24 protein-coding genes are annotated in these 25,469 nt (G+C 46.1%); 22 read left to right on the top strand and 2 right to left on the bottom strand.

What is annotated here, in order from left to right; all coding sequences use genetic code 11:
* The first annotated feature begins 1 nt into the window (after position 1).
* From OKX56_RS08690 to OKX56_RS08680, 4 genes are all read left to right on the top strand, one after another.
* Positions 2-430 (top strand): chemotaxis protein CheW, encoded by a 429-nt coding sequence (locus OKX56_RS08690; RefSeq protein WP_019226160.1) that lies wholly within the window; start codon positions 2-4, stop codon positions 428-430.
* A gap of 126 nt (positions 431-556) precedes the next feature.
* Positions 557-667: an RCKP-type rubredoxin-like domain-containing protein gene (locus OKX56_RS14935; protein ID WP_019226161.1), complete on the top strand. Its 111-nt coding sequence runs from the start codon at positions 557-559 to the stop codon at positions 665-667.
* A gap of 116 nt (positions 668-783) precedes the next feature.
* Positions 784-1,122, top strand: a complete 339-nt coding sequence (locus tag OKX56_RS08685; protein ID WP_242836949.1) for a hypothetical protein — start codon at positions 784-786, stop codon at positions 1,120-1,122.
* 115 nt (positions 1,123-1,237) lie between these two features.
* Entirely contained in the window at positions 1,238-1,861 is a 624-nt protein-coding gene (locus tag OKX56_RS08680) for an adaptor protein MecA (protein WP_019226163.1), read from the top strand.
* Positions 1,862-1,882: 21 nt separating this feature from the next.
* On the opposite strand, the gene OKX56_RS08675 is transcribed toward OKX56_RS08680, so the two are convergent.
* Positions 1,883-2,065, bottom strand: a complete 183-nt coding sequence (locus tag OKX56_RS08675) for a hypothetical protein (RefSeq protein ID WP_019226164.1) — start codon at positions 2,063-2,065, stop codon at positions 1,883-1,885.
* A 143-nt stretch (positions 2,066-2,208) separates the two neighbouring features.
* Here OKX56_RS08675 and selA point away from each other — a divergent pair, with 143 nt between their 5' ends.
* From selA to OKX56_RS08655, 4 genes are all read left to right on the top strand, one after another.
* Positions 2,209-3,654 carry an L-seryl-tRNA(Sec) selenium transferase gene (gene selA / locus OKX56_RS08670; protein ID WP_019226165.1) on the top strand — a complete coding sequence of 482 codons (1,446 nt, stop codon included), beginning with the start codon at positions 2,209-2,211 and terminating at the stop codon, positions 3,652-3,654.
* A gap of 151 nt (positions 3,655-3,805) precedes the next feature.
* Positions 3,806-4,900, top strand: a complete 1,095-nt coding sequence (gene selD / locus OKX56_RS08665; protein WP_083221881.1) for a selenide, water dikinase SelD — start codon at positions 3,806-3,808, stop codon at positions 4,898-4,900.
* Positions 4,897-6,138 (top strand): LCP family protein, encoded by a 1,242-nt coding sequence (locus OKX56_RS08660; RefSeq protein WP_019226166.1) that lies wholly within the window; start codon positions 4,897-4,899, stop codon positions 6,136-6,138. The genes selD and OKX56_RS08660 overlap by 4 nt, the downstream gene beginning before the upstream one ends.
* Before the next feature lie 246 nt (positions 6,139-6,384).
* A complete protein-coding gene (locus OKX56_RS08655; RefSeq protein WP_019226167.1) occupies positions 6,385-8,334 on the top strand; it encodes a FapA family protein in 1,950 nt (649 codons plus the stop codon).
* Here the strand turns inward: OKX56_RS08655 and OKX56_RS08650 are convergent.
* Entirely contained in the window at positions 8,331-9,248 is a 918-nt protein-coding gene (locus OKX56_RS08650) for a Na/Pi cotransporter family protein (protein WP_019226168.1), read from the bottom strand. The genes OKX56_RS08655 and OKX56_RS08650 overlap by 4 nt on opposite strands.
* 414 nt (positions 9,249-9,662) lie before the next feature.
* Here OKX56_RS08650 and OKX56_RS08645 point away from each other — a divergent pair, with 414 nt between their 5' ends.
* The 14 genes from OKX56_RS08645 (at position 9,663) to murD (ending at position 25,454) form a co-directional block, all read left to right on the top strand.
* On the top strand, positions 9,663-10,442 hold the full coding sequence (locus tag OKX56_RS08645; RefSeq protein WP_019226169.1) for a histidinol-phosphatase HisJ family protein: 780 nt from the start codon (positions 9,663-9,665) through the stop codon (positions 10,440-10,442).
* Between the two features lie 352 nt (positions 10,443-10,794).
* Positions 10,795-10,965 (top strand): 4Fe-4S ferredoxin, encoded by a 171-nt coding sequence (fdxA, locus tag OKX56_RS08640; protein WP_019226170.1) that lies wholly within the window; start codon positions 10,795-10,797, stop codon positions 10,963-10,965.
* A 167-nt stretch (positions 10,966-11,132) separates the two neighbouring features.
* Entirely contained in the window at positions 11,133-11,555 is a 423-nt protein-coding gene (locus tag OKX56_RS08635; RefSeq protein ID WP_019226171.1) for a Fur family transcriptional regulator, read from the top strand.
* Between the two features lie 253 nt (positions 11,556-11,808).
* Positions 11,809-13,977 carry a glycoside hydrolase family 2 protein gene (locus OKX56_RS08630; protein WP_019226172.1) on the top strand — a complete coding sequence of 723 codons (2,169 nt, stop codon included), beginning with the start codon at positions 11,809-11,811 and terminating at the stop codon, positions 13,975-13,977.
* Between the two features lie 97 nt (positions 13,978-14,074).
* Positions 14,075-14,269, top strand: a complete 195-nt coding sequence (locus OKX56_RS08625; protein WP_015043552.1) for a DUF1858 domain-containing protein — start codon at positions 14,075-14,077, stop codon at positions 14,267-14,269.
* A gap of 169 nt (positions 14,270-14,438) precedes the next feature.
* Positions 14,439-15,698: a patatin-like phospholipase family protein gene (locus tag OKX56_RS08620; RefSeq protein WP_019226173.1), complete on the top strand. Its 1,260-nt coding sequence runs from the start codon at positions 14,439-14,441 to the stop codon at positions 15,696-15,698.
* Between the two features lie 176 nt (positions 15,699-15,874).
* Entirely contained in the window at positions 15,875-16,312 is a 438-nt protein-coding gene (gene mraZ, locus OKX56_RS08615) for a division/cell wall cluster transcriptional repressor MraZ (protein ID WP_019226174.1), read from the top strand.
* 77 nt (positions 16,313-16,389) lie between these two features.
* Entirely contained in the window at positions 16,390-17,328 is a 939-nt protein-coding gene (gene rsmH / locus OKX56_RS08610) for a 16S rRNA (cytosine(1402)-N(4))-methyltransferase RsmH (protein ID WP_287896176.1), read from the top strand.
* A gap of 21 nt (positions 17,329-17,349) precedes the next feature.
* The gene (locus tag OKX56_RS08605) at positions 17,350-17,874 is read left to right on the top strand and encodes a septum formation initiator family protein (protein WP_019226176.1); all 525 of its coding nucleotides are present in this window, start codon (positions 17,350-17,352) and stop codon (positions 17,872-17,874) included.
* A gap of 47 nt (positions 17,875-17,921) precedes the next feature.
* Positions 17,922-19,979, top strand: coding sequence for a penicillin-binding transpeptidase domain-containing protein (locus OKX56_RS08600; protein WP_019226177.1), 2,058 nt, complete (start codon positions 17,922-17,924; stop codon positions 19,977-19,979).
* A gap of 78 nt (positions 19,980-20,057) precedes the next feature.
* On the top strand, positions 20,058-21,536 hold the full coding sequence (locus OKX56_RS08595) for a UDP-N-acetylmuramoyl-L-alanyl-D-glutamate--2,6-diaminopimelate ligase (protein ID WP_019226178.1): 1,479 nt from the start codon (positions 20,058-20,060) through the stop codon (positions 21,534-21,536).
* On the top strand, positions 21,526-22,935 hold the full coding sequence (locus OKX56_RS08590; protein WP_019226179.1) for a UDP-N-acetylmuramoyl-tripeptide--D-alanyl-D-alanine ligase: 1,410 nt from the start codon (positions 21,526-21,528) through the stop codon (positions 22,933-22,935). The genes OKX56_RS08595 and OKX56_RS08590 overlap by 11 nt, the downstream gene beginning before the upstream one ends.
* A gap of 125 nt (positions 22,936-23,060) precedes the next feature.
* Complete coding sequence (gene mraY, locus OKX56_RS08585; RefSeq protein ID WP_019226180.1) at positions 23,061-24,068, top strand: phospho-N-acetylmuramoyl-pentapeptide-transferase; 1,008 nt, start codon at positions 23,061-23,063, stop codon at positions 24,066-24,068.
* 18 nt (positions 24,069-24,086) lie between these two features.
* The gene (gene murD / locus OKX56_RS08580) at positions 24,087-25,454 is read left to right on the top strand and encodes a UDP-N-acetylmuramoyl-L-alanine--D-glutamate ligase (RefSeq protein WP_019226181.1); all 1,368 of its coding nucleotides are present in this window, start codon (positions 24,087-24,089) and stop codon (positions 25,452-25,454) included.
* The last annotated feature ends 15 nt before the right edge of the window (positions 25,455-25,469 follow it).

The following is a 25,469-nucleotide window of genomic DNA, read 5'->3' as shown; positions in this document are numbered from 1 at the left end:
GATGGGCTCCCAATCCGTCATTTTCTCACTTGGTAGCGAAGAATACGGCCTCCCGATCGAGACTGTTCAGGAAATAACTCAGTTGACAGAAGTTCATCCTGTACCACAGTGCTCGAGACATGTCAAGGGCCTTATTATTATCAGAGGTCAGGCAATTCCGTTGATTGATCTGCATGCCAAATTTGCGATTCCGTCCCGGAATGAGGCTGGTTTTGCAATCATTATGAAAATTAATGACAATGTTGTCGGCATTGCCGTTGATGAGATCATTGAGGTAAGGACACTCGAGAATGTTGTCCAGGCTCCTCCTTTGGTTGCTGCCTCATTTATCGGAGGAATTGTCAATCTCCCGGATAGACTGATCGTTCAGCTTGATCCGGCATTTATTTTTAGAACCGATGAGCTGGAAGATTTAAAGGCTTTGGCCTGATTGGCTCCGCCTGCCTGTTTACTGGTGGCTGGAGGCTTGGTAGGCTAACTTGACTTTTTTCAGATATTGATTTATATTAATTTAAAATTGAATTCATTTTAAATTAGAAAAGGAGGGCATCTGAGTATGGCTTTGTGGGAATGCAGTGTATGCAAAAAGGTCTCTGAAGGAAGATGTCGTCCAAAACAATGTCCCGAATGCGGCGCTGATAAAGAAAAGATAGTGAAAAAGGATTAGCAGTGCATATCGACTATTACTTATATCTTTTTAAAATTAGTTGGCCGGCTTTGAGCGGTCTTTTTCTTGTCTGCATTTTTATAGGGACAAAATGTCTTTCTATACTTAGAAAGGCGTTGGCCGAAAAGAATTATTTCAGCAAATTTCTTGCTGCAGCCAAATCGCTTTTCCTGGTCTTGATCGTTTTTATTTACTCCCTGATGTTTATGGATTACAATCAGGATTGGCTGAACGACCCTGCAGTATCGAAAGGGGTCATCGAAAGCCTCACGGCGGAAGCTGAGCAGTATACGCTCATTTTACGCAGCGGAGAAGAGATACTCACGTTAAGTATTAATGCGGCTGCTTTCCATAAGCTTCATAAGAACGATTTAGTGGAAGTCACTTATCTTCACCAGAAAAAACAGGTAGTTCAATGCAGCGTATTAACCCGACAAGCTGACAATTTCATATAATAGCATAGCTTATGTTTGACATTTAATGGAATTGATTATTGACGTCTCATGATATAATATAATTAAGCAATCGTGTTTTTATCAATCACGTCCATGGAAAGGAGAGGTGGAACTTATGCGTATTCTTAAGGTAAATGACAATACGGTTCGCATTTTTATCTCCTTTACCGAGCTCGCAGATCGCAATATATCTCTTGCTGACTTGTTTCAACGTTCCGCGAGAACTGAACAGTTTTTTTGGGAATTGATTTCAAAAGCCAGAGATGAGGTAGACTTTAGTTTAGATCAGCCTTTCTGGATCCAGGCTACTGTTGCTTCAGAAGATGAATTTGTCATAACGGTAATTAAGCAGGAAGAACAAATTGATGCGGAAATTAACCATATTATTCAAACCGCTTTTGGAGAAAAGAAAAAGAATCCACGCCCTTCTCCGAAGTTTGCGTCTGAAAAGCAATGGGTATATTTGTTTGAAGAATTCGAAGATGTTATTTCCGCAGTCCGTCTTTTGCCGGGGATTCTCCAGCTTCAATCCGCGTTGTTCCAATATGAGGGTGAATATTACCTGACAATCAGCAATATTGGAAACCCGCGTAAAAAGAAACTGGCTGAAGCGATACTGGATGAATTTGGGGAATCTGTCATGACCACGGATACTTTTCTCAAAGAGCACGGTGAAACGATTATCGAGGAAGATGCCGTAAAAATCTTAAAACGCCTCGAGAAAAAGAAAAGGAGCTAACAGCTCCTTTTGTTTTGGGTACTAGCCGGCAGGATTGAAATGGCCTGCCTTGTAGAGCTTGCGGATACTGATCAGGCAATCCGGGCAAACGGGTTGCTTTTTAAACAACAGAAGCTGATCCTTGCCATTGCAGAAAATGCATTTCGATTTTTTTTTTGCTTGAAACACGCAGAAGTCGTATATTTTTGTTCCGGACGGCTCCATTGCCTTTCCCCCTTGGATTTATTTCAGTGGGCTGAAATGTTATTATGATAATATTAAACGATCCGGCTTGTCGAAATCCTAAAAAAAACCAAGCGGGTAAGAATGAACATTTTGTCTTAGATTGCAGAATTCGGGGTGTTTTTTTGAGAAACAGCAAACTGCGTCTTCTTCCTCCGGTAAACGAGGTCATTGCCGAATTAGCAAAAACCGATGCCTGTAACGGTTATGAACTTTCGGCAATTACCTGGGCTGTAAGGAAGGCTTTGGAAAAAGCCAGAAAGATTCTTTTGGATGATCTGAATCAAGATGGTGAAGAATTGAATAGTGGAAAAACTAAAAAACTTCAGAATTTTTTGCACTGTCAGCCTGAAGAATTTGTACCGGTCTTTCGAGCGTGGTTGTATAAGGAGATCCGGGCAGAATTGAGAGGTTACGGAAGTATGAAGAGAGTCATCAATGCTACAGGTGTAATTCTGCATACGAATTGCGGACGAGCACTGCTTGCTCCGGAAGCCGCCGCTTATGTCGCGGAACAGGCTGTTGTTTACAGCAATCTTGAGCTTAACCTTGAAACCGGAAATCGCGGTTCGAGGTACAGCCATATCGAAGAAATTCTGGCAGAGCTGACCGGGGCCGAGGCATCCCTTGTTGTGAATAACAATGCAGCAGCGGTACTTTTAATCATGAATACTTTTGCCGTCCATAAAGAAGTCATTGTTTCCCGCGGAGAACTGGTGGAAGTCGGCGGATCTTTCCGCATTCCTGAAGTGCTCAAAGCAGGAGGGGCAAAACTGGTGGAAGTCGGAGCAACGAATAAGACCTGGCTGAAGGATTACCAGGAGGCGATTGGCCCGGAGACGGCGATGCTGCTGAAAGTACATACCAGTAATTATCGGATTCAGGGATTCCAGCATGAAGTTCCGGTTGATGAGCTTGTGGTGCTCGGTAAAGAGTCGGGGATTCCGGTTGTCGTGGATCTTGGCAGCGGCAGTTTCCTGGATGGATCGGAATATGGTCTTCCGCAGGAACCGACGGTGCAGGATACGCTGAAAAGCGGAGCTTCACTGGTCTCTTTCAGTGGAGATAAACTTTTGGGAGGCCCTCAGGCCGGAATTATTATTGGCAAAAAGGAACTGATTGATTGCTTGAAAAAAAATCAGCTTACTCGGGCTTTGAGAGTTGATAAGCTGGTTCTGGCTGCCTTGATTGGAACGCTCCGTTTCTATCAGAGAGGGGAAATCGGTAAAATACCTGTCTGGAATATGCTTTCCCATACAAAAGATGATCTTCGGAAAGACGCGCTGAAGCTTAGTGAAATGCTTGCCGGCCTGCCCGGTTTGGAAATACAGGTTATGGACGCTGAATCCTGCGTCGGAGGCGGGGCTTTTCCGACGGCGGTGCTTCCGACTTACGTATGTGCGGTAAAGCCAAAGCAGAATTCCGTAGTTGATCTTGAAAGTTTTTTAAGACAGGGAGACGTACCTATTCTTGCCCGCATTGTGAAAGATGCAGTTGTTTTTGACCCTCGGACGCTGCTTCCGGAGGATTATCAGGTGATTGCAGACCGTTTACGGGAATGGAATCCGTGACAAAATACTCGTACAGCATTCTAAAATTTCTTACTAAATTGTTGATTTATCCTTTTGTATTTTATATTAGGTCTGCAGATCATGTTGTGATATAATTGCTTTTGAAAAAAACAAAGTGAGCAACAAGGAGAAAACGAAAGGAGGGAAAGCAATGTCCGGTGACAAAATAAGACTGACGCAGTACTCGAGCAAATCTGGCTGAGGGTGCAAGATTGGTCCTGGTGACCTGGCACAAGTTTTGTGTCACTTTCCAAAACAAACGTCCAACCCGGATCTTCTGATCGGCTTTGATACGTCAGATGATGCGAGTGTCTACCGTCTTAATAACAATCAGGCGATCGTCCAGACAGTTGACTTTTTTACTCCGATCGTTGATGATCCATATTCTTTCGGGCAAATTGCCGCAGCCAACGCCCTCAGTGATATCTATGCCATGGGTGCGCGTCCGCTGACTGCGCTGAATCTTGTTTCTTTTCCGATTGATAAGCTTGATAAAAGCATATTAATGGAGATACTAAGAGGGGGAAAAGACAAAGTTGAAGAAGCCGGAGCCTTAATCATCGGTGGGCATTCGATCGATGATCCTGAACCGAAGTATGGTCTGTCCGTAACAGGCATTATTCATCCTGATCGGGTGCTGACTAATTCCAGCGCCAGGGAAAACGATTTGCTCGTTCTGACAAAACCATTAGGACTTGGGATTATCACGACTGGGATAAAAAACGGGATTGTCCCAGCAACGGATGAGAAAGCCGCCATTGAGGTCATGGCACGGCTGAATAAGGAAACGTCGGAGATTGCAGTCCAGACCGGAGTAAATGCCTGTACGGATATTACCGGCTTTGGTCTGTTGGGACATCTTCACGAAATGATGAAAGCCAGCGGTATGCAGGCTGAGATATTTGCAGGGAATGTTCCGGTTTTGGACTGTGCCTGGGACTGTCTAGAGAAAGGAACAATCCCCGGAGGAACGTTGTCCAACCTGATTTATCTCGAGGATTATCTGGATGCAGAGTGCAGTCTGGACTGGAAATTGATCCTCGGTGATGCTCAGACTTCAGGTGGGCTGCTTCTGGCAGTGCCTGAAGAAAAAATTGAAACGCTAATCACGGAATGTCATAACAGGAATGTGCATTCTGTCGAAATCATTGGCAGAATATCGAAGGGAGAACCCGGAAAAGTATTAATTCGTGGGGGAACCCATGCCTTTACCAAGACAACGATAAATGGAGTGGGACAGACTTGAGGAAAAAAAATAAAAAAAGGAAAGCTTTTACGATCATTGCAGTTCTGCTCGCAGGGATTATTGCCGGTTCGGCTGCCTTTGGCTACTTTTTCTTAAATCAAGGAAGTACAGGTATGTGGGAGAGTACAGAAAACGCAAGTACGGACTCTCTTAACAAACGGATAAGCTTCCTGTTAATCGGCGCAGACAAAAGGCCCGGACAGACTTCCTATAATACGGATACTATTATTGTTGCGAGTGTGGATCCTGATACGAAATTAATTTCTCTCTTGTCCATTCCCAGGGATACCAGGGTCAGCCTTCCCGGATCAAATTCTTACATCAAAATTAATTCGGTCGTGATGTACCGAGGAATTCCTGAGCTGATGGATGAGGTTACCGAACTGACGGGCATACTGCTTGACGGCTATGTCGTAACCAATTTTGACGGTTTTAAAAGTATTATCGACACAGTGGGCGGAATTGAACTCGATGTTGAAATGGATATGTACAAAGAGACCGGAGACGAAGTTGACGGCGTGATTGACCTGAAAGCCGGAGAGCAGCATCTGACCGGGACTCAGGTGCTCCAGTATGCTAGATTCCGGGGAGACAGCACCGCGGACATCGGCAGAACTGCACGGCAGCAGAAGGTTTTGAAAGCAGTGGCCAAAGCAGTCCTGCAGCCCTCAACCATTATTAAACTACCCAAGCTTATTCCTCAAATCAATGAAGTTGTTGAAAGCGATCTGAAACTCGCGGATATTCTAAGACTATCCAAGGCAGCTGCGGCTTTCGACAGTTCAAACATGGTGAATCAAACACTGCCTGGCTATGGACTTTATCTTGACAATATCAGTTACTGGGAAGTCAATCCCGATCATGCCAAACAAGTGACTAAGAATCTTCTGCTCGGGATTACCACCGATATAACCATCGACGGGACAGTCCTCGACCTGCTGAGCCCGGAACTTCGATCCCATATCACGGTACCCGGAGGCTCTTCAGATCCAAACGGCACCGCATCTCCAGGTCACGATGACTCGGGCAGTACGAGCGGGAGCAGTAAAGAATCATCCGGAGCAGCGTTGAATGACGGAAGTACGGGAACAAGCGGCGGAACCGGTACGGACATTGGACAGGGTACGGGTAGTCCGGACCAGGGCAACAGCTTGGGGCAGGATGAAAGTAATTTGAACAATGGCAATGCTTCAAATAAAAAGACGAAGGAAATAAAGCTATTAATCATTCCTGAATAATTCTCTTGTAGACAAATATCGAAATAGTCAGTAAAATGAGAGAGAATAATCATAAAATACTGTAATCATGCTATTACAGTATTCTTTTTTTAAAAAAATTATAAATTAACAGATAATCTTTGGCTAATTTTCGTTAATAATCTAATACATTTATTTAATATATATGTTTTTTTAGGACTAAAGTCCTGTGTGCTTTGTTTTTGAAATAAGACTATTTTTCCAGGTTGTTTAAGGAGAGTGCGGGCCATGAAAGAAATGATTGCAACAGGTAAAACGTTGGAAGAAATCAGAGAGAGATGGTCTCGGGAATGGGGCTGTGATCCTGAAGCGCTGCAGATAGAGACCATAGAGAAACCGGGAGTCTTCAGCAGACTCTATAAGGTAAAAGTAATTTTGCCGGATTCGGATAAACAAAATTTTCCGCAGGAAGATACTCAGGAGGAAGATACCCGGGTCCTCTGGGATCAAGTCAAATATACGATTTATCCCGGATCGCAGGTGCAAAGCATCGTTCCTTATCCACATGCTGGGAAATTATTTATGCTGGGCAACGAAATTGGATATGAAATGCCCGTTAATAAAGGTGATACCTTTGAATTCTATCCTTTGGTCCAGCAGGGTGGACTTTCCTGGGGAATCTCAGTTGAGCCGGATGGCAGCAAAGCTGTCGCGAGAGTCAGACACGCCCGTGCGGGTAAATTCGTCCTAGCCAATTCTCTCCCGAATTATTCGCAGTTTGTACTGGAACAACATGTTTCCTTTGACGCTTCCCCTGAACCTGATGAGCTGCCAACGGAAGCAAACCTGCTGAAAGAAATCAATGACAAAGGAATTGTTTATGGAATAAAGAGCAATCTTTGGGCGGATTTTATGGCAGTCGATGGTGAAAGGGAAATTGTCATCGCTGAAGCAACCCTGCCGATTCCAACTGTTCAGCCCCAGCTAATCGACTATGTTGGTGAACCCGTATTTCAGAATGAAGAAAGCAATGAAGAAAAAATTGATTATTTCGCCTGTAAGATTGTCCTTTGCCAGAAGGATGATATTCTGGCCAGGAAGATCCCGGGTAAAGAAGGGGTCCCCGGTACGAACATTTTCGGAAAAGCCACTCAGGTTGATAAAATCAAAGACTTCATGATTACAATGAAGAAGAATGTCTATCTGACTGAGAATATGGAAGTTAAAGCCTCCTGTTCCGGTACACCGGTAAGGGTCAATAAAAATACATACTTAGTTGAAAACGCGTTTATTCAAAACAAAGATGTTGATCTGAGTACCGGAAGCATCGACTTTCCAGGCGATGTGTTTATCGGGGGCAATGTTGCGGACGGACTGTATATTCATTCCTCCGGCACAGTCAAAGTACAGGGTTCTGTCTCAGGCGCTGATATTAAAGCGGAAACGGGACTGGCAGTAAGAAATAATATTATAGCCAGTAAAATACTTGTCGGAGAGAAACATGTCTCTAGATCCGAGTTTATCAAAACCATGCAGGAAGTCAGTGAAGGGCTTGCGCTCTGTGTTCATCAGATTGAGCAGCTGCAGGGAGTATCCGCCAATACGAGTGTTGGCCAGCTGTTCAAGGTCATCCTGGAGAAGAATTTTCAACAATTGCCAAAGAAGGTTGAAGAGCTGGAGAGACTGCTTAACAGCCAGGAACGCGGGTTTGTATCCCCGGAGCTTGATCAGGCGATACGTTCGGTGAAGCATTTTATGATCGGATTAGGACCGCTTCAACTTAAAGATACGCTTTATCTTAAAAATGCCCTGAAGATTGTAGGTTTCTTCATGGCCACCAAAGGACTGGCCGCCTCGGCCAGTGTTCTTTGTGACGTCAGTTATGTCCAGAACTCTGAAATCAGCTGCGCCGGCGATTTCTTCTGCCATAAAGGCGTGTACAATTCCATTTTAAAAATTGAAGGCTGTATGAAAATTCATGGTGTCTGCCGCGGCGGCGAGATCAGTTGCTCGGGTGATGTTTACATTTGGGAACTTGGCGGCTCGAATATCAGTGCCACGACAATCAAGGCATCCAAAGACAGCCATATCAATATTGAGTTTTGCCACGCCAATATTAAAATTTTCATTGGCAAAGAGCTGATCAAGATTGATGAACCGGCTCAAAAAGTTGATATTTTCAGGGACAAAGGGAACCTTCAGGTTGGAAAGCTAAGATGGGACGGTAGTACGCGCTAACGGGATCTGGCCAGTAACCGGCTGATATAGGGCAGCAGAGGAAGAACCATAAGCGAAGACAGGATGTTAAAAATTGTATGACCGTTGGCAATCTGGCGGCTTAGGCTTCCTCCAAGGAACCTGATCATCTCGGTCAGCGGATCCAGAAGCGGGTAAAACATCAGAACGCCAAAAACGTTAACGAACACATGAAATAACGCAACCCATTGAGCTGATCTTGAGGTAAAAGCTGAGACAATCAAAGCGGTGAAGCAGGTCCCGATATTGGCTCCGAAAATAAACGCAAGGGAGGTTGGCAGATCAAGCCAGCCTCTTTCTGTTAAAACCATCACAAGGCCTGCCGTTGCACTTGAAGAATGCAGGGCCGCCGAGAGAACGGTACCTGCCACAATGCTTTCAAGATAGCTGCTGTTTAGATGGAGTAGCCGTTCCTGGAAATATGAGGTCGAGGCAAGCGGGATCATCGCGGATTCCAAAACGGAAAGAGAGAAAAACATCAGGCCTAAGCCGGCCAACGCATAGCAAAAGAATTTTATTTTGCCTTTCAGCAGCCAGAACCCTAGAAATCCGGGCGGGACCAGCCATATGGCGAAATCCTTGAGCGGCAAAGACAAAAGCTGGGGCGTTACCGTGCTGCCAATATTGCTTCCGAGGATCAGTCCGAACGTATTTTGAAAGCTTAACAAACCGGCGTCAACAAAGGAAATTGCCATTACGGTCAGCGCTGTGCTCGATTGCAGGATACTTGTCGCCAGAATGCCGCTGATGAATCCTCTCCCGGTGGTTGCGGTGAATCTCTGCAGAACGAGCTGGAAATAAGACCCTGTGAATTTTTCCAGGCCATCTCTAAGAATTTTTATTCCTGTCAATAATATCATCAGGCCTAAAAAAGTAAAACAGATGGGGACAAGCATCAGCAGCTCCTTCAGCTTTTCAGAATAAGATTACTCGGTTAATTCTATTCGCTTGAACCAGCCGCATGTCTGAATTATCAAACGCTAGTACAACTTTCGTTAAATAATTACACAAGCAGCCCTAACAACATGATTTTTAATATATATATTTCTGTTAAATAACAAAAAAACTTGCGACCATCTGCCGCAAGTTAAGAAAAGAGAGGAGTGGGGATAAAATTGGAAAACGTGAGACTAATATCATTGTGTCCTGTTTTCTAAGAAACTATGCAAAAGTTTTTTTGCAGGAATTTGGTGCTTTTTATGGAAAATAGATTGCATACAGATGTTTCATATTCCGCCGGATAATCTTTAGATAGAATGAATCATTCGATCTAAGATTTAAAAAAAGTATTAAAGGTTACGAGGTAGGTTATGCTTGATTTACATGTTCATTTGCTCGGGCATCTTGACCGGGAAGTAACAAGGGGAAATATCCGTCTTTTTCTTGACGAGGCTAAAAAGAAGAATTTAGTTCAGATTGGTTTTGCAGATCATGATATGTACTGGAATGACCTAAACCTGGATCTGATCAGGGAAGTCGCCGAAGAGTATCCTGAATTGCAGGTGAGAATAGGTCTTGAGGTCGACTATCGGGAAGAAAATGAAGAACTGATCCGCAAACGGATTAGTTCATATCCCTTTGACTATACGATCGGTTCTGTCCATGAAATTAGCGGATGGTTCTTCGATTATCCCGAGGAAGAAGAAGAACATCTTAGGCGGGACCCTGACAGCTTGTACCTGGAGTACTTCGCGCTGGTGGAAAAAGCAGCTGCCAGCGGAATGTTTCAGATTATCGGGCATTTCGATTTGATCAAACTGTTCAAAATCAGGCCGCGGACAGACGTAAGGATTCTTGCAGGCAGGACCCTGGAAACGATTAGGAAGCAAGGACTGGCCATCGAAGTCAATACCAACGGACGGTATAAGCCTGTGCAGGAATTTTATCCGGAGCCGAAACTGCTTGAACTGATTTACCAGATGGGCATCCCAATCACCCTAGGCTCAGATGCGCATGAACCAAGTACGGTGGGACGTGATCTTGAAGAGGTTGTCCAGCAGTTAAAGCTATTCGGCGTAAAAGAAATAACCGGGTTTGCGGGGCAAAGACCTCATGCTTTGATGTTTAAAAACACGCTGATTGGAGAATAATAGAACTAAACATTGACGTTAATTGTTAATTGCGTTTCTTTGTTCACAATAACACAAATGGGAGATGGAAATTCAATGATTGAAAGATGCCGTTCCTGCGGACACGAACACGATGATATTTCCAGGGTCACATTTCGCCGCAACCACGTCAGCAACCGGATGCTTCCATACTGTTCCTATTGCCTGAGGAGATTATACAAGGTGCCATACAGGCCTTAGTATTTCAAATATTTTAAGGTTTGCATGGCAATCATTTTTCTTTCCGGAAATAGCTTAGCTCAAAAATACACTTGTCTTTTTGTCTGCACTTTGATATAGTTGCTGGTGAAATAGGAAAAGGAGGGTTGGGACTATGGCATACATTATTACTGACGACTGCACAACATGCGGATCCTGTGTCGATGAATGTGCAGTAGGAGCTATTAGCGAAGGCGACGGCAAATATGTCATCGATGCTGATACCTGTGCAGAATGTGGCGCTTGTGTAGACGCTTGTCCTTCTGGTGCAATTATTGAAGGATAATTAAATACTGCAATAAAGAAAGAGTATCTGAAAGATGCTCTTTCTTTTTATTGACGGCATTTGTCCAGTGGGTATATAATACAAATAATTATAATGATTCTAAAAATAGACTAAATTTATATACAAACTCAAAGCTTCTCAACAATTGACGAAAGGAATTGAAAGCCGTGAATGCTGTCGAAATTCTAAAGGGATTAAAGGATAAGGGAATACGCTTTACTCCCCAAAGGCAGGCAATTTTGGAATTTTTATTAGTTACTGATTCCCATCCCACTGCGGAAGAGATCTACAAACAGGTGAAGACGAAGTTCCCCGGTGTGAGCCTGGGCACGATTTACAACACACTGAATATGCTCAAGGAACATGGGTTTCTTCTGGAACTTCCTTGTGGGGATATGTCCAGCCGTTTCGATGGTAATCCGGTAAACCATTATCATGTGATGTGTTCGAGATGTGGCAGGGTTGTCGATTTTCATAGCGCATTAATTGATATGGATGCAATGGTCACTGATAAAACAGGCTTTGATGTGCATACCCATAACCTGGTGTTTTATGGGGTATGTCCAGGTTGTCAAGACAGCAAAGAATAAGGCTCTCCGTCAAATGTTGGGGTGAACTTCTAAACAAGAGAACGCTAAATATGATGCTGGTAATAGTTTCAGACTGTTATCAGCATTTTTGATGTCCGTGGATGGATAAATGCCGCGGTCATAACATCTTTCTGATGGATATAAGTGTAACTAAGGCTGCCAAAGCTTGGCAGCCAAGTTTTCTAATTTTTTGCAGGTTTTTTTAGGGCTTTGCTCGAAATAAATATGAAAATGCAAGATTTTGCGAGGTTTTATGTTTAAAAGATTTACAGTCATACTTGTTTCGATGTTTATTATTGCTGCTCTTGCAGTATCCATATGCTGGGAAAACACTCCGGGTGTTGAACTATACAGTGATAACCCTGTCACTAAACCGTACAGGATTGCCCAGGACTTAGGCGGAAAATGGAATAGCTATTCAAGCTTAAGACAGGCTTTGACCTATGAAAATGAGGCAATGGATAACATGATTGATGTTTTGGACCTCAACCAGGCCAAAGATTTGATTATACCTTCGAGTCAAGGGTTCGATGTTGCCGCTAAAAAATTTTCTGTTACCGGCAAATGGAGTTACAAGACGGCTCAGTTGGTTCTGGAAGGGGTAAACGGAAAGGTAAGCGTATTCTTAAACGGCATTGATGATGTGAATTTGATCGGTGAAGTTGAAGGAAACGGCGGCGTATATATTTTAAACTTTCCTGCCTCCAGATTTGATTTCAGCAAGGAAAACACGTTGTACCTGAAGGCTGAGAAGAACAGCGTTCAGCAGAACAGAATTTTTGGCTGGTTATGGCCGGAACAAGGAAAAATTACCGGTCAGGTACGCTTGGAGGCAGTATCAGAAACGACCATTGATTTATCGAGCATAGCTGTTTCGTATGATTCAGCGAAAAAGCAAGTGAAGGCCCGCGTGAAGATCAAGCATCACGATATGCTGGAGCAAGGACCTTGGGTCTTAAACGGAGCTTTAACCGCTAATCAGCAGAAGCTCGCCGAATGTGTACTTCCGCTGAGTACCAACGGCAAATTTGAGCAAGACGCGGAGCTGGTTTTTCAGGTGCCGACTGCGCATTCCTGGAGTCCGGAAGATCCTTTCCTGTATGAGCTTAATCTGAATATAACCAATAACCGCGGAGGCTATGACAGTCTTCAGCTCCCGGTCGGAATCCGTCAGCTGGGAACAGCAAACGGAAAATGGATAATGAACGGTACAGCCTTGGACGTCCGGGGCCAAATCATTTCCCAGGAACAGGATTACACAATTCGAAATCAGCGCCAGACGGAGACCTTTCTGAAGAACCTTAAATCCGGCGGCTATCATGTGATCTGCTTTATGGGCTTCTTCCCTGATGAGAGCTGGCTGTATGCCGCAGACAAGCTTGGCGTGGGCGTATGGCTGGAAATGCCTGTCGGTTTTACGGCGTCGTCTAAGATACCGGATCCGGCGGTTTTTGAAGATCTTGCTGCCGTTGCGGCAAAGCATCCGTCGGTATTAGCCTGGACGATTGCCAAAGGCATTGATGATTCCGCGGCTTCCTCAGAATACTTTCGGAAGGCTGGAGATATGATTTCCGGCTTTTCACAGTATCAACTTTCATTCCCAAAAGGTCCGGTTGATTCAAGCGTAACAGAGAATATTTTGATCCTGCCTGAAGGATTGCAGGGTGAATGGGGAAAACTGACTTATTATTCCGATGGGTCAGCCAACATGGTGCAACCATCAGATTCCAAATGGAAAACGGAAAAAGTTGCCGTAATTTTATGGCTGATCTGCCTCGTGTTTTTGAGCGCCCAAAACTTCTTCTCGATTAAATGGAAATACCAGGAGCTGTTTAATGATTTGCCCAAAAGGGCCGTGCGCAGAGCTTTTTTTTGGTGTTGTCTGTCGCTCGTGGCCCGCATGGGAACGCTCGGAGCGATTGTTGCTTCTCCACTTTTTAATTTGCCGGTCGATACCATACCGCCCTGGATTTCTTATGACTTCACCTGGCTTAAGGAAGTACAGGATCTCCCGTTCGCACTTGTCTGCATCCTTATCTCCTTCTTTTTGATCGTCTTAAGATTGCTGCAGGTTGGTGTTGCAGCTTCAGCCTTCCCTCAAAATCCGGGGACGTTGGGGCTGACATGCTGGATGGAAAGAAAATACGGCTGGATTGTTCTTGTTGGCGTTGCTTTCGTGCTGACAATATACGGCATGCCTTACTATTTCCCGATTGCGACGTATATCCTTCTGTCCGTTATATTCCTGCCTGCCAGGATCAGAGGCTCCTGGAAAGCCGGTGGGAAACACTCACGCCTGCTGATCGTTCCAGCCACAGTCTTTTTTGGCATTCTGATCACGTGTTCATGGCATTATCAGGATTTTTTCTATCTGATTCAAATGGTCTTGCCTAACATCGACTTTTCTTTTCATTTATTTTAATATTTATTACTAAATTCTAATCGCGATGAATTTGTTTGCTTCTTATAATGAAATATTTTATAATAGCATTGAACTAACTTGTACAGGAGGAACTCGAATGATCACGAAAGATATGGTTATCGGCCAGGTTCTCAGACAATACCCGCAAACTGCAGAAATTTTTGTGGCACTTGGTATGCACTGTCTGGGATGCCCGTCTGCAACAAGGGAGAGTGTTGAAGGCGCTGCGATCACGCATGGCAAAAACCCTGATGATCTGGTGGCAGAGCTTAACAAAGCCGTCGGACAGTAAGGACTCTAAATACACTCTAAGTGCCCCGATCATTCTCACAACAACAAGGCTCTGCGGTATATTCCGCAGGGCTTTTTTAGTGTATCATAAAAGTGTAAGCATTTTTGATAGAACTAAGTGCAGGTGAGATCGGTATTAACCTCAGGAGTTTGAGTGAAGGAGTGGAAGGATGTACGGTCTTGTTTTGGAAGGCGGAGGGGCAAAGGGCGCCTATCAGATTGGAGCCTGTAAGGCGATGCAGGAATTGGGCATAAGCTACGGGGCAGTGGCCGGTACGTCTATCGGGGCGCTGAATGGAGCGATGATTGTTCAGGACGAACTGGATAAAGCGTATGAGCTGTGGTATGAGATGTCTCCCTCGAAGGTATTTGATATCGAAGAAGTACGGCTGGAAGAACTTAAAAAGTTGGACATATCCCATGATGGACTGCTTTACTACATGAAAAAGACCAAGGAGATTGCCTCCAGCAAAGGCCTGGATATCACATTTATCAAAAAACTGCTTCAGGAAATCGTGGATGAAGACAAGCTTAGAGAATCCAAAATGTTGTTCGGATTTACGACGGTTTCCCTGTCGGATATGAAACCCATGGAATTTTTTCTCGAGGATGTCCCCAAGGGCAAAGTTGTAGAATATTTACTGGCAAGCTCAAACCTTCCTGCTTTTCAGCAAGAAAAAATTGACGGAAAACACTATCTTGACGGCGGTTTCTATGACAATCTGCCTTTAAACATGCTGGTGGGCAAAGGTTTCAAAGAGATCATTGCTATCAGGACCAACGCGCTGGGCCGTCGCAGAAAGCTTACGGACAGGGAGGTTCATGTTCAATATATTTCTCCCGCCGAGACGCTTGGCAGTATCCTGGATTTCAGCAATGAACAGGCCAGATACCATCTTGAACTTGGTTATTACGATGTTATAAGGCAGTTCAGGCGTCTGAAAGGCCAAAAGTATTATATCGAACCAACAGGGGATGAGGACTTTTTTATTCGCATGATGCTGTCTCTCGGTGAGAAAAAAATTTTGGCGTTGGGAGAAAAGCTGGGCTTTAAAGGCATTCCTTACAGGAGGATGCTTTATGAATATATTATACCGAAGATTGCTGCTTTGCTCGATATGAAAAAAGAAACAAGTTATGAGGAAATGGTAATTGCTCTTTTGGAATTTATTGCCCTGGAACAGGATATTTATCGGTTTCGAGTCTATTCGTTTCAGGATTTTCTGGAATTGGTCAGTACGAATTTACGGGAAGTGAAAACAAAAAGCAGCGGGGAAGCATTCGCCCTGCCTGCTTTCGTGAAGCAAAGCGGCGTTCTGCCCAAGATGGTGAAAAATCTGATTCTGCGGGAACTGATTCGTGAACTTTTCCAAGAACAGAATTTTGCTGCTGCGATCCTGCCAAATAAAAATTCGCAGGACATTACCTAACCATTATGTTTGGATTTTTTTGATTAGCGGATTAAGGAAAACATGAAAGATAGGGACTAAATTCCTATTTTTTTTGTTTTCTTTTTTTTGTAGCAGGAATTCTCAGAAAAATAGAGAATATGTGGGGTATAGTGGGTTGAAGTGGTAAGTTAGTGGTGCCTGGTGGGGTGAAGATTATGTTCATGGGGGAATTTCTCCATACGATAGACAATAAAGGCCGTCTGATCATACCGGCAAAGTTCAGAGAGCTTCTTGGCAATAAGTCGTTTATTACCAAGGGGATGGAGGACTGTCTTTTTCTTTATCCTGAAAACGGATGGTTTGATTTTGTGGAGAAGCTGAAACAGCTTCCGGTATCGCAAACCAGAGCCCGTGAATTTACCCGCTTGTTCTTTTCCAGCGCTGCCGAGTGTGAATTTGATAAACAGGGGAGGATCTTGGTACCTGCAAATTTGCGGGAGCGTGCTTTTTTGGAAAAAGATGTCGTTGTTGTCGGTGTCATGGATAGAATCGAGGTCTGGGATTCCTTGAAATGGAGAGAATACAGCACCAACGCTGCCAAAAATTATGAAGATGATGCTGAGTCCCTTGCTGCAATGGGTTTAATGATCTAGAAAAATACACCATCGTACATAGGGTAAACGAAAAGTGGGTACGCTTGCGATAAAGCAAAGGAAGGAATGGCTCTCAAGTGGTTTTTGAACACAAAAGCGTCCTGCTGCAAGAGACAATTGAAATGCTGTTTACAGACCCTGACGGACTATACGTGGACTGTACGCTGGGGGGAGCCGGACACTCGGCACTGTTGCTCCAGCGGTTGAGTGCTTCGGGCAGGCTGGTATGTTTTGATCAGGATGAAACTGCTGTTGCCAATGCCCGTATGAAGTTCACCAATGACTCAAGAGTCACTGTTTTTCAAAAGAACTTTGTGGAACTTGAGGATACGATTCGAGCGAATAGCTTATTGCCGGTAGCGGGGATCATGTATGATTTAGGGGTCTCGTCGCCCCAACTGGATGAAGCGGAAAGAGGCTTCAGCTATATGCAGGATGCAGCGCTCGACATGCGCATGGACCGCAGAAAACCGCTTACTGCCGAAGAAATCGTCAACAGCTGGAGTGTGGAAGACCTGACCGGAATCGTCCGGGATTACGGAGAAGAAAAATGGGCGCTGAGAATTGCAAAGTTTATTGGCGAAGCCCGAACTCACGATAGAATCAGAACAACAGGGCAACTTGTTGAAATCATAAAGAATGCGGTCCCTGCTGCAGCCCGCAGAGAGGGACCTCATCCTGCCAAGCGCACTTTTCAGGCTTTAAGGATTGCTGTGAATAAAGAACTTGAGGTACTGGAAGAAACATTGGATCAGGCTCTGCGTTGCCTGCAGGATGGCGGAAGAATAGCCGTCATTACCTTTCATTCTTTGGAAGACAGAATTGTTAAAAACAAATTTCAGTCCTGGATGGGCAAATGTACATGTCCGCCTTCTCTTCCGGTATGTTGCTGCGGGGCAAAACCCCTTGCGAGGCTGGTCAATAAAAAACCGATTGTTCCATCCAGGGAAGAGGAAAATGATAATCCCAGATCGCGGAGCGCCAAGCTTCGTACTGCTGAGAAACTTAAGGTCTAAATAGGGGGGGAGAAGAATACGATGTTAACAGCACAGAGAAAACTACAATTCAATGAATCCTTTGCCTATCAGGAATATGATCAAATTGTTGATAAAGGCAAGCCAAAGGCCAAAAAAGCCACCCCGTCCAAAAAGACCTCTCAGATGTTGAAGTACCGGGCCATAGCGCTCTTGGTCATGTTGGGGATCATTGGAATGTTCGGTCTGATTGGGGCCAAAACAGTACACATCACCGTGGTCAAAGCTGCGGAAATCAAAGCCCTGCAAAAAGAAATTCAGACCCTGAACGTAGAAAATGATCTGTTGCAGGTTGAAGTCGACAAGCTCAGCTCCGTTTCCAGAATTGAAAAGGTTGCTCTGGCGATGGGCATGGAGAAGCCGGAAGGAACGATCTATATCGCCAGCAGCCTGATCCAGCCTGAGAGTACAGCAGAGGTTGACCAAACTCAGAAGACTGCGGCGGTGCCGGATGAAGGCAAAGCCAATTCTATACTTGGAAATGTATTCAGCATATTTTCTAGTTTTTTTGCTTCAACCCAAAGATAGCGTCGCCTGAGTTTAATCTACCTCTGTTCAAAAGGGGTAGATTTTCTATGGTGCAATACATCAAGACGCGTAAAAGAATTCTCTTATTATTTGGGCTATGCAGCCTTTTCCTGCTGATTCTGATTATCCGGCTCGCGTTTGTTCAGCTGCGGGACGGCCCTTTTCTAAAAGACCTGGCGGATGCCGAGCATTACCGCGGCGTTCCGGTCGCAGCTAAAAGAGGCAATATTGAAGACTGCAACGGCAATATCCTAGCGATGAGTGTCAGTGCCCAGACAGTCTATGCGATTCCGGCCGAAGTCAGAAAATCCAAGAGGCAGGATGAAATAGCGGCCGGACTTGCCGCTATTCTGGATATGGAGCAAGGACAGGTCCTGCAAAAAATTACGAAACGGACTTCCGTCGAGTATGTCAAAAAGAAAGTATCTGCGGAAGCTGCGGCAGAGATCACCGGGAAAAATTTCCCGGGTATCGGTATTATCGAAGACAGTACACGGTTTTATCCGAATGGCTCACTGGCGGCGCATATTTTAGGTTTTACCGGAATTGACAGTCAGGGGCTGGAAGGAATTGAATACTCCAGGGATGAAGAGCTTACAGGAACATCCGGCAGCATCCTTACCGAATACGGGGCAAACGGCATAAAAATTCCCGGAGGCCAGCATGAATTTATCCAGCCGGTTCAGGGAAATACAGTCAAACTTACCATAGACAAAAACATCCAGGCTTTTGCCGAAAGAGAGCTGGCTAAACTGATGGCCGGCCAGGGTGTCAACATGGAAGGCAAAGTCCCAAAGAATGCCTCTATTCTTGTTATGGAGCCTTCAACAGGACGGATGCTGGCGATCGCTTCTGCACCCACTTATGATCCGAATAACTACCAAGCGTCCAATGCGTCAACCCGACGGAATATTGCAATTCAAAATGGCTATGAACCAGGGTCAACCTTTAAGATCATTACACTCGCAGCAGCGATTGAAGAGGGTGACTATAACCCGAAAGAAAGCTTTACAGATCCCGGTTATGCGACAATTTTAAACAAAAAAATCCGCTGTTGGAAAGCTGGCGGGCACGGAACTCAAACCATGGTGGAAGTTGTCGAGAACTCCTGCAACCCGGGATTTATTATGCTGGGGCAGCGCCTCGGGATGGATAAGTTTTATCAATATCTGACGGCGTTCGGTTTCGGGCAGAAGACAGGGATTGAAATGTCCGGAGAGGCGAAAGGTATCCTGGCCAAAAAGAAGAAAGCAACGGCCTTGGATCTGGCTACGATGTCCATTGGCCAAACCAATAATGTTACCCCTATTCAGCTCCTGACAGCAGTTTCGGCAGTTGCCAACGGGGGCACGCTGCTTGAGCCCCAGTTGGTTCAGGAAATCACGCTGCAAACGGGTCAAGTGGTTGTCCCATTTGCAAATAAGACGGTACGTCGGGTCATCAGTGAGGATACAGCTAAGCTCGAACGTGAAATCCTGGAGTCTGTCGTCACCAATGGCACGGGAAGAAGAACCTTTCTTCCCGGCTACCGGGTAGCCGGGAAAACCGGCACAGCCCAGAAAGTCGGCAGCGGCGGTTATATCCAGGGAGAATATGTTGCTTCTTTTATCGGGTTTGCGCCGGCAGATAATCCACGTCTAGCGATTCTGGTCGTCATTGATGGTGTCCCTTTCTACGGCGGGGTCGTGGCAGCCCCGGTATTCTCGAGCGTTATGCTCGATTCCCTGAAATATCTTGGCATCCAGCCTGATCTGAATGCTCCGCTCACTCCGGGAGAACCGCTTTATGGTGTGGAGTTTCCCGCTGTTAAAGAGGCCGCTACAGTGCCTTCCGTTTTGGGGTATTCTCCAGCTGAGGCTCAAAACGCCCTTAAAAAACAGGGATTCAACGTGAAAGTTGAAGGAAGCGGCGCAGTTGTAATTGACCAGATCCCGCATGGTGACGCAGAGATCGAAAAGGGTTCGACAGTGCTGCTTTATCTCGGAACGGAAACAGGTAAAGAAACCTTAGCTCCCTGGCTGGAAGTGAGTGACCCGGATGTGGAAGCGATTGAAAACCTGGGAGAGCGGATCCCGATCAGCCTGAATCCGGACCTGGCCGAATAAAGACGATAGGTCACAATCGGGATGGAGTTAGAAAAAAAAGCATGATTGTGGTAAGATAGCTGAGAAGAGGTGTAGCTCGTGTCTAGTTTTGAAAAAACACTGGCGGAAATCATTGACACTATGAAACAGGTTGAAGTGCTTGGAGATACGCAGACGGTAATTAATGGGATCGCTCATGACTCAAGAACGGTATCTCCGGGCAATCTATATGTATGCATTAGAGGTTATCAGGCGGACGGTCATGCGTTTGCCGAGGCTGCGGTCCGGGCTGGTGCTACAGCGTTAGCCGTGGAGGAGTTCTTGCCGCTAGCCGTACCCCAGCTTAAATTTACGGATACCCGGAAGGCTATGGGTTTTTTAGCTGCTGAGGTCTTCGGGAAACCATCCGACCGACTTGAACTTGTCGGTGTAACCGGGACGAACGGCAAAACCACAGTGACGCATCTGATTGAGCGGATCGTGCAGCAAAGCGGCAAGAAAACTGGTCTGATCGGTACACTTGGCAGCAGAATAGGAAACAATGCGTATCCCGGCCAGCATACCACGCCTGAATCGACGGAAATTCAACTTTTATTAGCTGAAATGGTTGCGGAAAATGTGGATCTCGCTGTGATGGAAGTATCTTCGCATGCGCTCGATTTGGGAAGAGTCAACGGCTGCGTATTCAATGCCGGGATTTTTACCAATCTGACACAGGATCATTTGGATTACCATAAGGATATGCAGGAATACCTCAAAGCGAAGGCGCTACTTTTCTCCGGCTTGAACGGCGGAAAAGCCGGCCAGCTGGCTGTGCTCAATGCTGACGACGGCTCCTGCGTTTTTCTGAAAGAACAGGCAGGTTGCAGGGTAGTCACGTATGGCGTTGACAACGAGGCGGACTACCGGGCTGTGAATATCAGGCTTTCAGACAGAGGTGTTGAATTTGACGTGCTTTTTCACGGGAAAAGCGCCGAACTTTTTTACAGTACCCCTGGTAAATTCAGTGTTTACAATGTCTTGGCCGCAATTGCCTGGGCACTGGAAAGCGGATATCCGACTGAGATTGTGATGCAAGCGCTTCACAGTATCAAAGGGGTTCCGGGCAGATTTGAGAGTATTCGCAAAGGCCAGCCTTTTCTGGTTATTGTCGATTATGCACATACACCGGACGGCCTGGAAAATGTTTTGCGTACGGCCAGAGAAATTACTGCTGGAAAGCTGATCACAGTATTTGGCTGCGGCGGGGACAGGGACCGAAAAAAAAGGCCGCTCATGGGAGAAGCCGCCAGCCGTTTTAGCGACTACATTGTCGTAACCTCAGATAATCCCCGGACTGAAGATCCTGATGAAATTATTGAAGATATTATTCCGGGGCTTAAATCAGCCAATTACAAGGTGATAAAAGACCGCCGCAGTGCGATCGACGAGGCCTGTATGGCAGCCGGTTCCGGGGACACGGTACTTATCGCCGGCAAAGGACATGAAGACTATCAGATTCTTGGCACGGAGAAAATACATTTTGATGACCGGGAAGAAGCAGATAAAGTTCTTAGGAGATTGGGTTATGTGGAATAGCGGTATAATTGCCGAAATTCTTGGCGGCAGACTTTACGGTTCGGAGTCGGCTTATTTTAAGGGATGCGTCATTGACAGCAGGGCAGCTTTCGAAGGAGTGCTGTTCACTGCGATCCGGGGAGAAAAGACCGACGGGCATCTATTCATCAACAAAGCTTTTGAAGCCGGGGCGTCAATTGCGTTGGCGGAAACCCGCAGCCTGGGAGAATTGGGGCTTCCGGTTATTCCCGCAGGCAAAGCAATCATTGCTGTGGAGGATTCTCTACGGGCTTTGCAGGATTTAGCCAGGGCGTGGAGAAAAACGCTGGATCCTGTGGTCATTGGGATTACCGGCAGCTGCGGCAAAACTACGACCAAGGATATGACGGCTGCCGTACTTGCTAAAAGCTTTAAGGTTCATAAAAATCTGGAAAACCATAATAATGAGATCGGGCTGCCACTGACCATCCTGAATGCACCGGCAGGAACCGAGATCATGGTTCTGGAGATGGGAATGCGCGGACTCGGGCAGATTAGGGCCCTTTGCCATATTTGCAGCCCTTCGGTTGCTGTGATCACGAATATCGGGACAACACATTTGGAGTTGTTAGGATCACAGGAGAATATTGCGAAGGCCAAATGGGAACTGGTTGCCGCTCTGTCGGAAGGAGGCATAGCCGTGCTGAATGCAGAGGATGCGTTCAGTGTCAACAAGGCAGCCGCTGCTGATGTGAAAAAAGTCTTCTACGGGATTTCCGGTAAATATGCGTCTCCAGATGTTTATGCTGTCAATATCCACAGCTCCGGGACGCTAACGACGTGTTTTGAAGTTGTATCCGGCGAGGACAGAGCTGAGGTTCGCCTCCCGCTGCCAGGAGAGCACAATGTGCTCGATGCACTGGCGGCTTTGAGTGTTGGGCTGGCTAAAGGGGTATCCCTGGCTGAAGGAGCCAAAGCACTCGAGGAAATGGAACTGTCCAAAATGAGGCTTGAGATTCAGCAGGGCGTTTTCGGGAGTACGATCATTAATGACGTGTATAATGCAAATCCTACCTCCATGAAAGCTTCACTGCACGTGCTGGCTGAAAGGGGAGGGGCAAAGACGATCGCAGTGCTTGGCGAAATGTATGAATTGGGGGATTCTGCCGTCCCCGGTCACCGGGATGTCGGTCGGACTGCTGCGAAGTTGGGAATCAACACGCTGATCACGGTCGGCAAAATGGCTGAAGATATTGCGCAAGGAGCCTCGGAGGCAGGCTTCCCTGTCTCCGGCCTTCATGTTTGCAGCGAATGCGCTGAGGCCGCTTCGCTTGCGAAGTCACTTATTAAGGAGATGGGTAGTGACGTGTGGATTTTAATTAAGGGGTCTCGCGGCATGAGGATGGAGCGCGTGAGCGGTGCGCTTTGTCAGGAAGAGTAGACGACGATATTTTTTCGGGTTGGTCTGCGAGCCACAATACCGCAATTCGCCGAAAAGCGGTATTGTGGCCTGCAGACCTACCCCAATGACTAAGTTATTTTAGCTAAGAAAGGAACATTCGGGAAGTGACGGAAAAAATCTATTTGGCGGCAGGAATTGCCCTGCTGGTAAGTCTTCTGGCGGGACCTTTTTTGATTCCGGTTCTGCGTACGTTAAAATTTGGTCAAAGTATTAGGGCAGATGGTCCCAAACGGCATCTTGCCAAGGCCGGGACACCGACGATTGGCGGACTTATATTTCTTATTGGAATAACAGCCGGGGTGCTGATTATTGCGGAAAAACCTTATTCACCCGGAATAATAACCATGCTCCTTGTGACCTTGGGCTTTGGCTTGCTTGGTTTTCTGGATGATTTTTTAAAAGTAATTAGGAAGCAGAACCTTGGCTTACGAGCATGGCAGAAACTGACCGGGCAAATCCTGCTTGCGGTGATATTAGTCGGAGTATCCACCCTGTACCTTGGTAGGGGTACAGCGGTAGAACTTCCGTTCACTGCTTTGGAAATAGATTTAGGGATTTTCTATTATCCGCTGGTCATACTTATTGTGGTGTATATGTCCAATGCGGTTAACCTGACAGACGGACTGGACGGACTGGCCGCAGGCTGTACAGTTATTTCAGCTGTCGGCTATGTTGGCATCGCTTATCTGGCTGCGCGGACAGGATTTATTGACGGCATCGATGTTTCTTCCAGCGACCTCGCGGTTTTTGCCGCGGCCATTGCGGGAGGCTGTCTGGGATTCTTAAGGTTTAACATTCACCCAGCCAGGATCTTTATGGGCGACTGTGGATCACTTGCTCTGGGCGGAGCGCTGGCTGCGGTCTCGGTCCTCAGCAAGAGTGAATTTGTTTTGCTGATTCTCGGCGGGGTCTTTGTCCTGGAAGGTCTGTCCGTTGTTTTTCAGGTTGTTTCTTTTCAGACCCGGGGGAAGAGGATATTTCGGATGAGTCCGGTGCACCATCATTTTGAATTGGGCGGCTGGAGCGAAAAAAAGGTTGTACGTGTTTTTTGGCTGGCTGCAGCCATCTTTACGTTGATTGGGGTTAGCGCCTTTTGGTTGATGATCAATTAAGGTTGGAGGGATCGTACTGTGGAATTAGCCGGAAAAAGAGTATTGGTCGTAGGCGGCGGCAGGAGCGGCCTGGCTGCGGCCCGGAAGCTTCAGGGCAAAGCGGCGGAGGTCTTTCTTACTGATATGCAGCCTTTGGCCAAGCTTACAGGTATAGATGAATTGAAACTGGACGCTGCTCATCTTATTTTGGAAAGGGAACCGGAGCTGAAGGATATCAGGCCCGATTTACTGGTTTTATCACCGGGGGTTTCCCCGTTCCTGCCGTTTATACGGCAGGCTTCAGCGACGGGTATTCCACTCTGGAGCGAGGTAGAGCTTGCTTTGAGGGATTCAAGGGCAGTGATTACCGGCATAACCGGAAGCAATGGCAAAACGACGACCACGACGCTTGTCGGAGAGCTGGCTAAGGAAACCGGACGTGAGACGGTCGTCGCTGGGAATATAGGGCTTGCTTTATGCGGCCAAGTTGAACATCTTGATCAGAACGGAATTGTCGTTGCAGAGCTTTCGAGCTTTCAGCTGGAACTGATTAATAAGACCAGGGTGAACATTGCGATCTTTTTGAACTTGACACCGGATCATCTGGACCGGCACGGTTCACTGGAGAAATATGCTGCAGCTAAAGCCAGGATTCTTGAAAACCAGACGGAACAGGATTTGGCCATCCTAAACTGGGATGATCCGACTGTTAAAGAATTAGCCGCTATAGCCAAGGCCCGGGTGGTATTCTTCAGCTTGAAGGAAAATTTGCCAGACGGAATCTGCTTAAATGGAGAGGATATTGTCCTGAAAAAAGATCATAGCGTTGCCGCGACGATCATCGGACGCAAGGAACTGCTGTTGAAGGGTGGCCATAATCTTGAGAACGTGATGGCTGCAGTGGCAGCTGCGCTCGAGTTCGGACTCGATATCTCCAAAATTGCTGACGTACTGCGTCACTTTCGGCCGGTGAAACACCGCCAGGAAATCGTTGGCAGATTTGAAGATATTCTGTATATTAATGACTCCAAGGGAACCAATCCGGACTCATCAATCAAAGCCCTTCAGTCCTATGAGGAACCGATCGTGCTGATTGCTGGAGGTAAAAACAAAGGCCTTGATATGACAGAATTCTTGCAGGAAGCACGTATAAGGGTAAAAAGTCTGATTTTAGTGGGGATGGCGGCTCCAGAGCTCGAGGAGATTGCTGTCCGTTTAGGGTTCCCGAAAATTATCCGGACGCTTGATTTTAAGGATGCTGTCAGTATTGCTATTACCGAGGCAGTGCCGGGTGACGTCGTCTTACTGTCGCCAGCCTGTACAAGTTGGGATATGTTTAAAAGTTATGAAGAAAGAGGGGAATTGTTTAAGGATTTGGTGCGTAAGCATTATAGCGAACCCGAATGATTTTGGAGGGGGGAG

It is taken from the genome of Dehalobacter sp. (genome assembly GCF_030063005.1).
Lineage (GTDB): Bacteria > Bacillota > Desulfitobacteriia > Desulfitobacteriales > Syntrophobotulaceae > Dehalobacter > Dehalobacter restrictus.
Note: the sequence above shows the minus strand (reverse complement) of the source record. Positions and strands in the feature narration are given on the sequence as shown.

Bases quoted from the DNA above. Each gene is read 5' to 3' on its own strand.
- OKX56_RS08690 (WP_019226160.1), top strand. From the start codon at position 2: ATGGGCTCCCAATCCGTCATTTTCTCACTTGGTAGCGAAGAATACGGC.
- OKX56_RS14935 (WP_019226161.1), top strand. From the start codon at position 557: ATGGCTTTGTGGGAATGCAGTGTATGCAAAAAGGTCTCTGAAGGAAGA.
- OKX56_RS08680 (WP_019226163.1), top strand. From the start codon at position 1,238: ATGCGTATTCTTAAGGTAAATGACAATACGGTTCGCATTTTTATCTCC.
- OKX56_RS08675 (WP_019226164.1), bottom strand. From the start codon at position 2,065: ATGGAGCCGTCCGGAACAAAAATATACGACTTCTGCGTGTTTCAAGCA.
- OKX56_RS08655 (WP_019226167.1), top strand. From the start codon at position 6,385: ATGAAAGAAATGATTGCAACAGGTAAAACGTTGGAAGAAATCAGAGAG.
- OKX56_RS08650 (WP_019226168.1), bottom strand. From the start codon at position 9,248: ATGCTTGTCCCCATCTGTTTTACTTTTTTAGGCCTGATGATATTATTG.
- OKX56_RS08645 (WP_019226169.1), top strand. From the start codon at position 9,663: ATGCTTGATTTACATGTTCATTTGCTCGGGCATCTTGACCGGGAAGTA.
- fdxA (WP_019226170.1), top strand. From the start codon at position 10,795: ATGGCATACATTATTACTGACGACTGCACAACATGCGGATCCTGTGTC.
- OKX56_RS08630 (WP_019226172.1), top strand. From the start codon at position 11,809: ATGTTTAAAAGATTTACAGTCATACTTGTTTCGATGTTTATTATTGCT.
- OKX56_RS08625 (WP_015043552.1), top strand. From the start codon at position 14,075: ATGATCACGAAAGATATGGTTATCGGCCAGGTTCTCAGACAATACCCG.
- OKX56_RS08620 (WP_019226173.1), top strand. From the start codon at position 14,439: ATGTACGGTCTTGTTTTGGAAGGCGGAGGGGCAAAGGGCGCCTATCAG.
- mraZ (WP_019226174.1), top strand. From the start codon at position 15,875: ATGTTCATGGGGGAATTTCTCCATACGATAGACAATAAAGGCCGTCTG.
- OKX56_RS08605 (WP_019226176.1), top strand. From the start codon at position 17,350: ATGTTAACAGCACAGAGAAAACTACAATTCAATGAATCCTTTGCCTAT.
- OKX56_RS08600 (WP_019226177.1), top strand. From the start codon at position 17,922: ATGGTGCAATACATCAAGACGCGTAAAAGAATTCTCTTATTATTTGGG.
- OKX56_RS08590 (WP_019226179.1), top strand. From the start codon at position 21,526: ATGTGGAATAGCGGTATAATTGCCGAAATTCTTGGCGGCAGACTTTAC.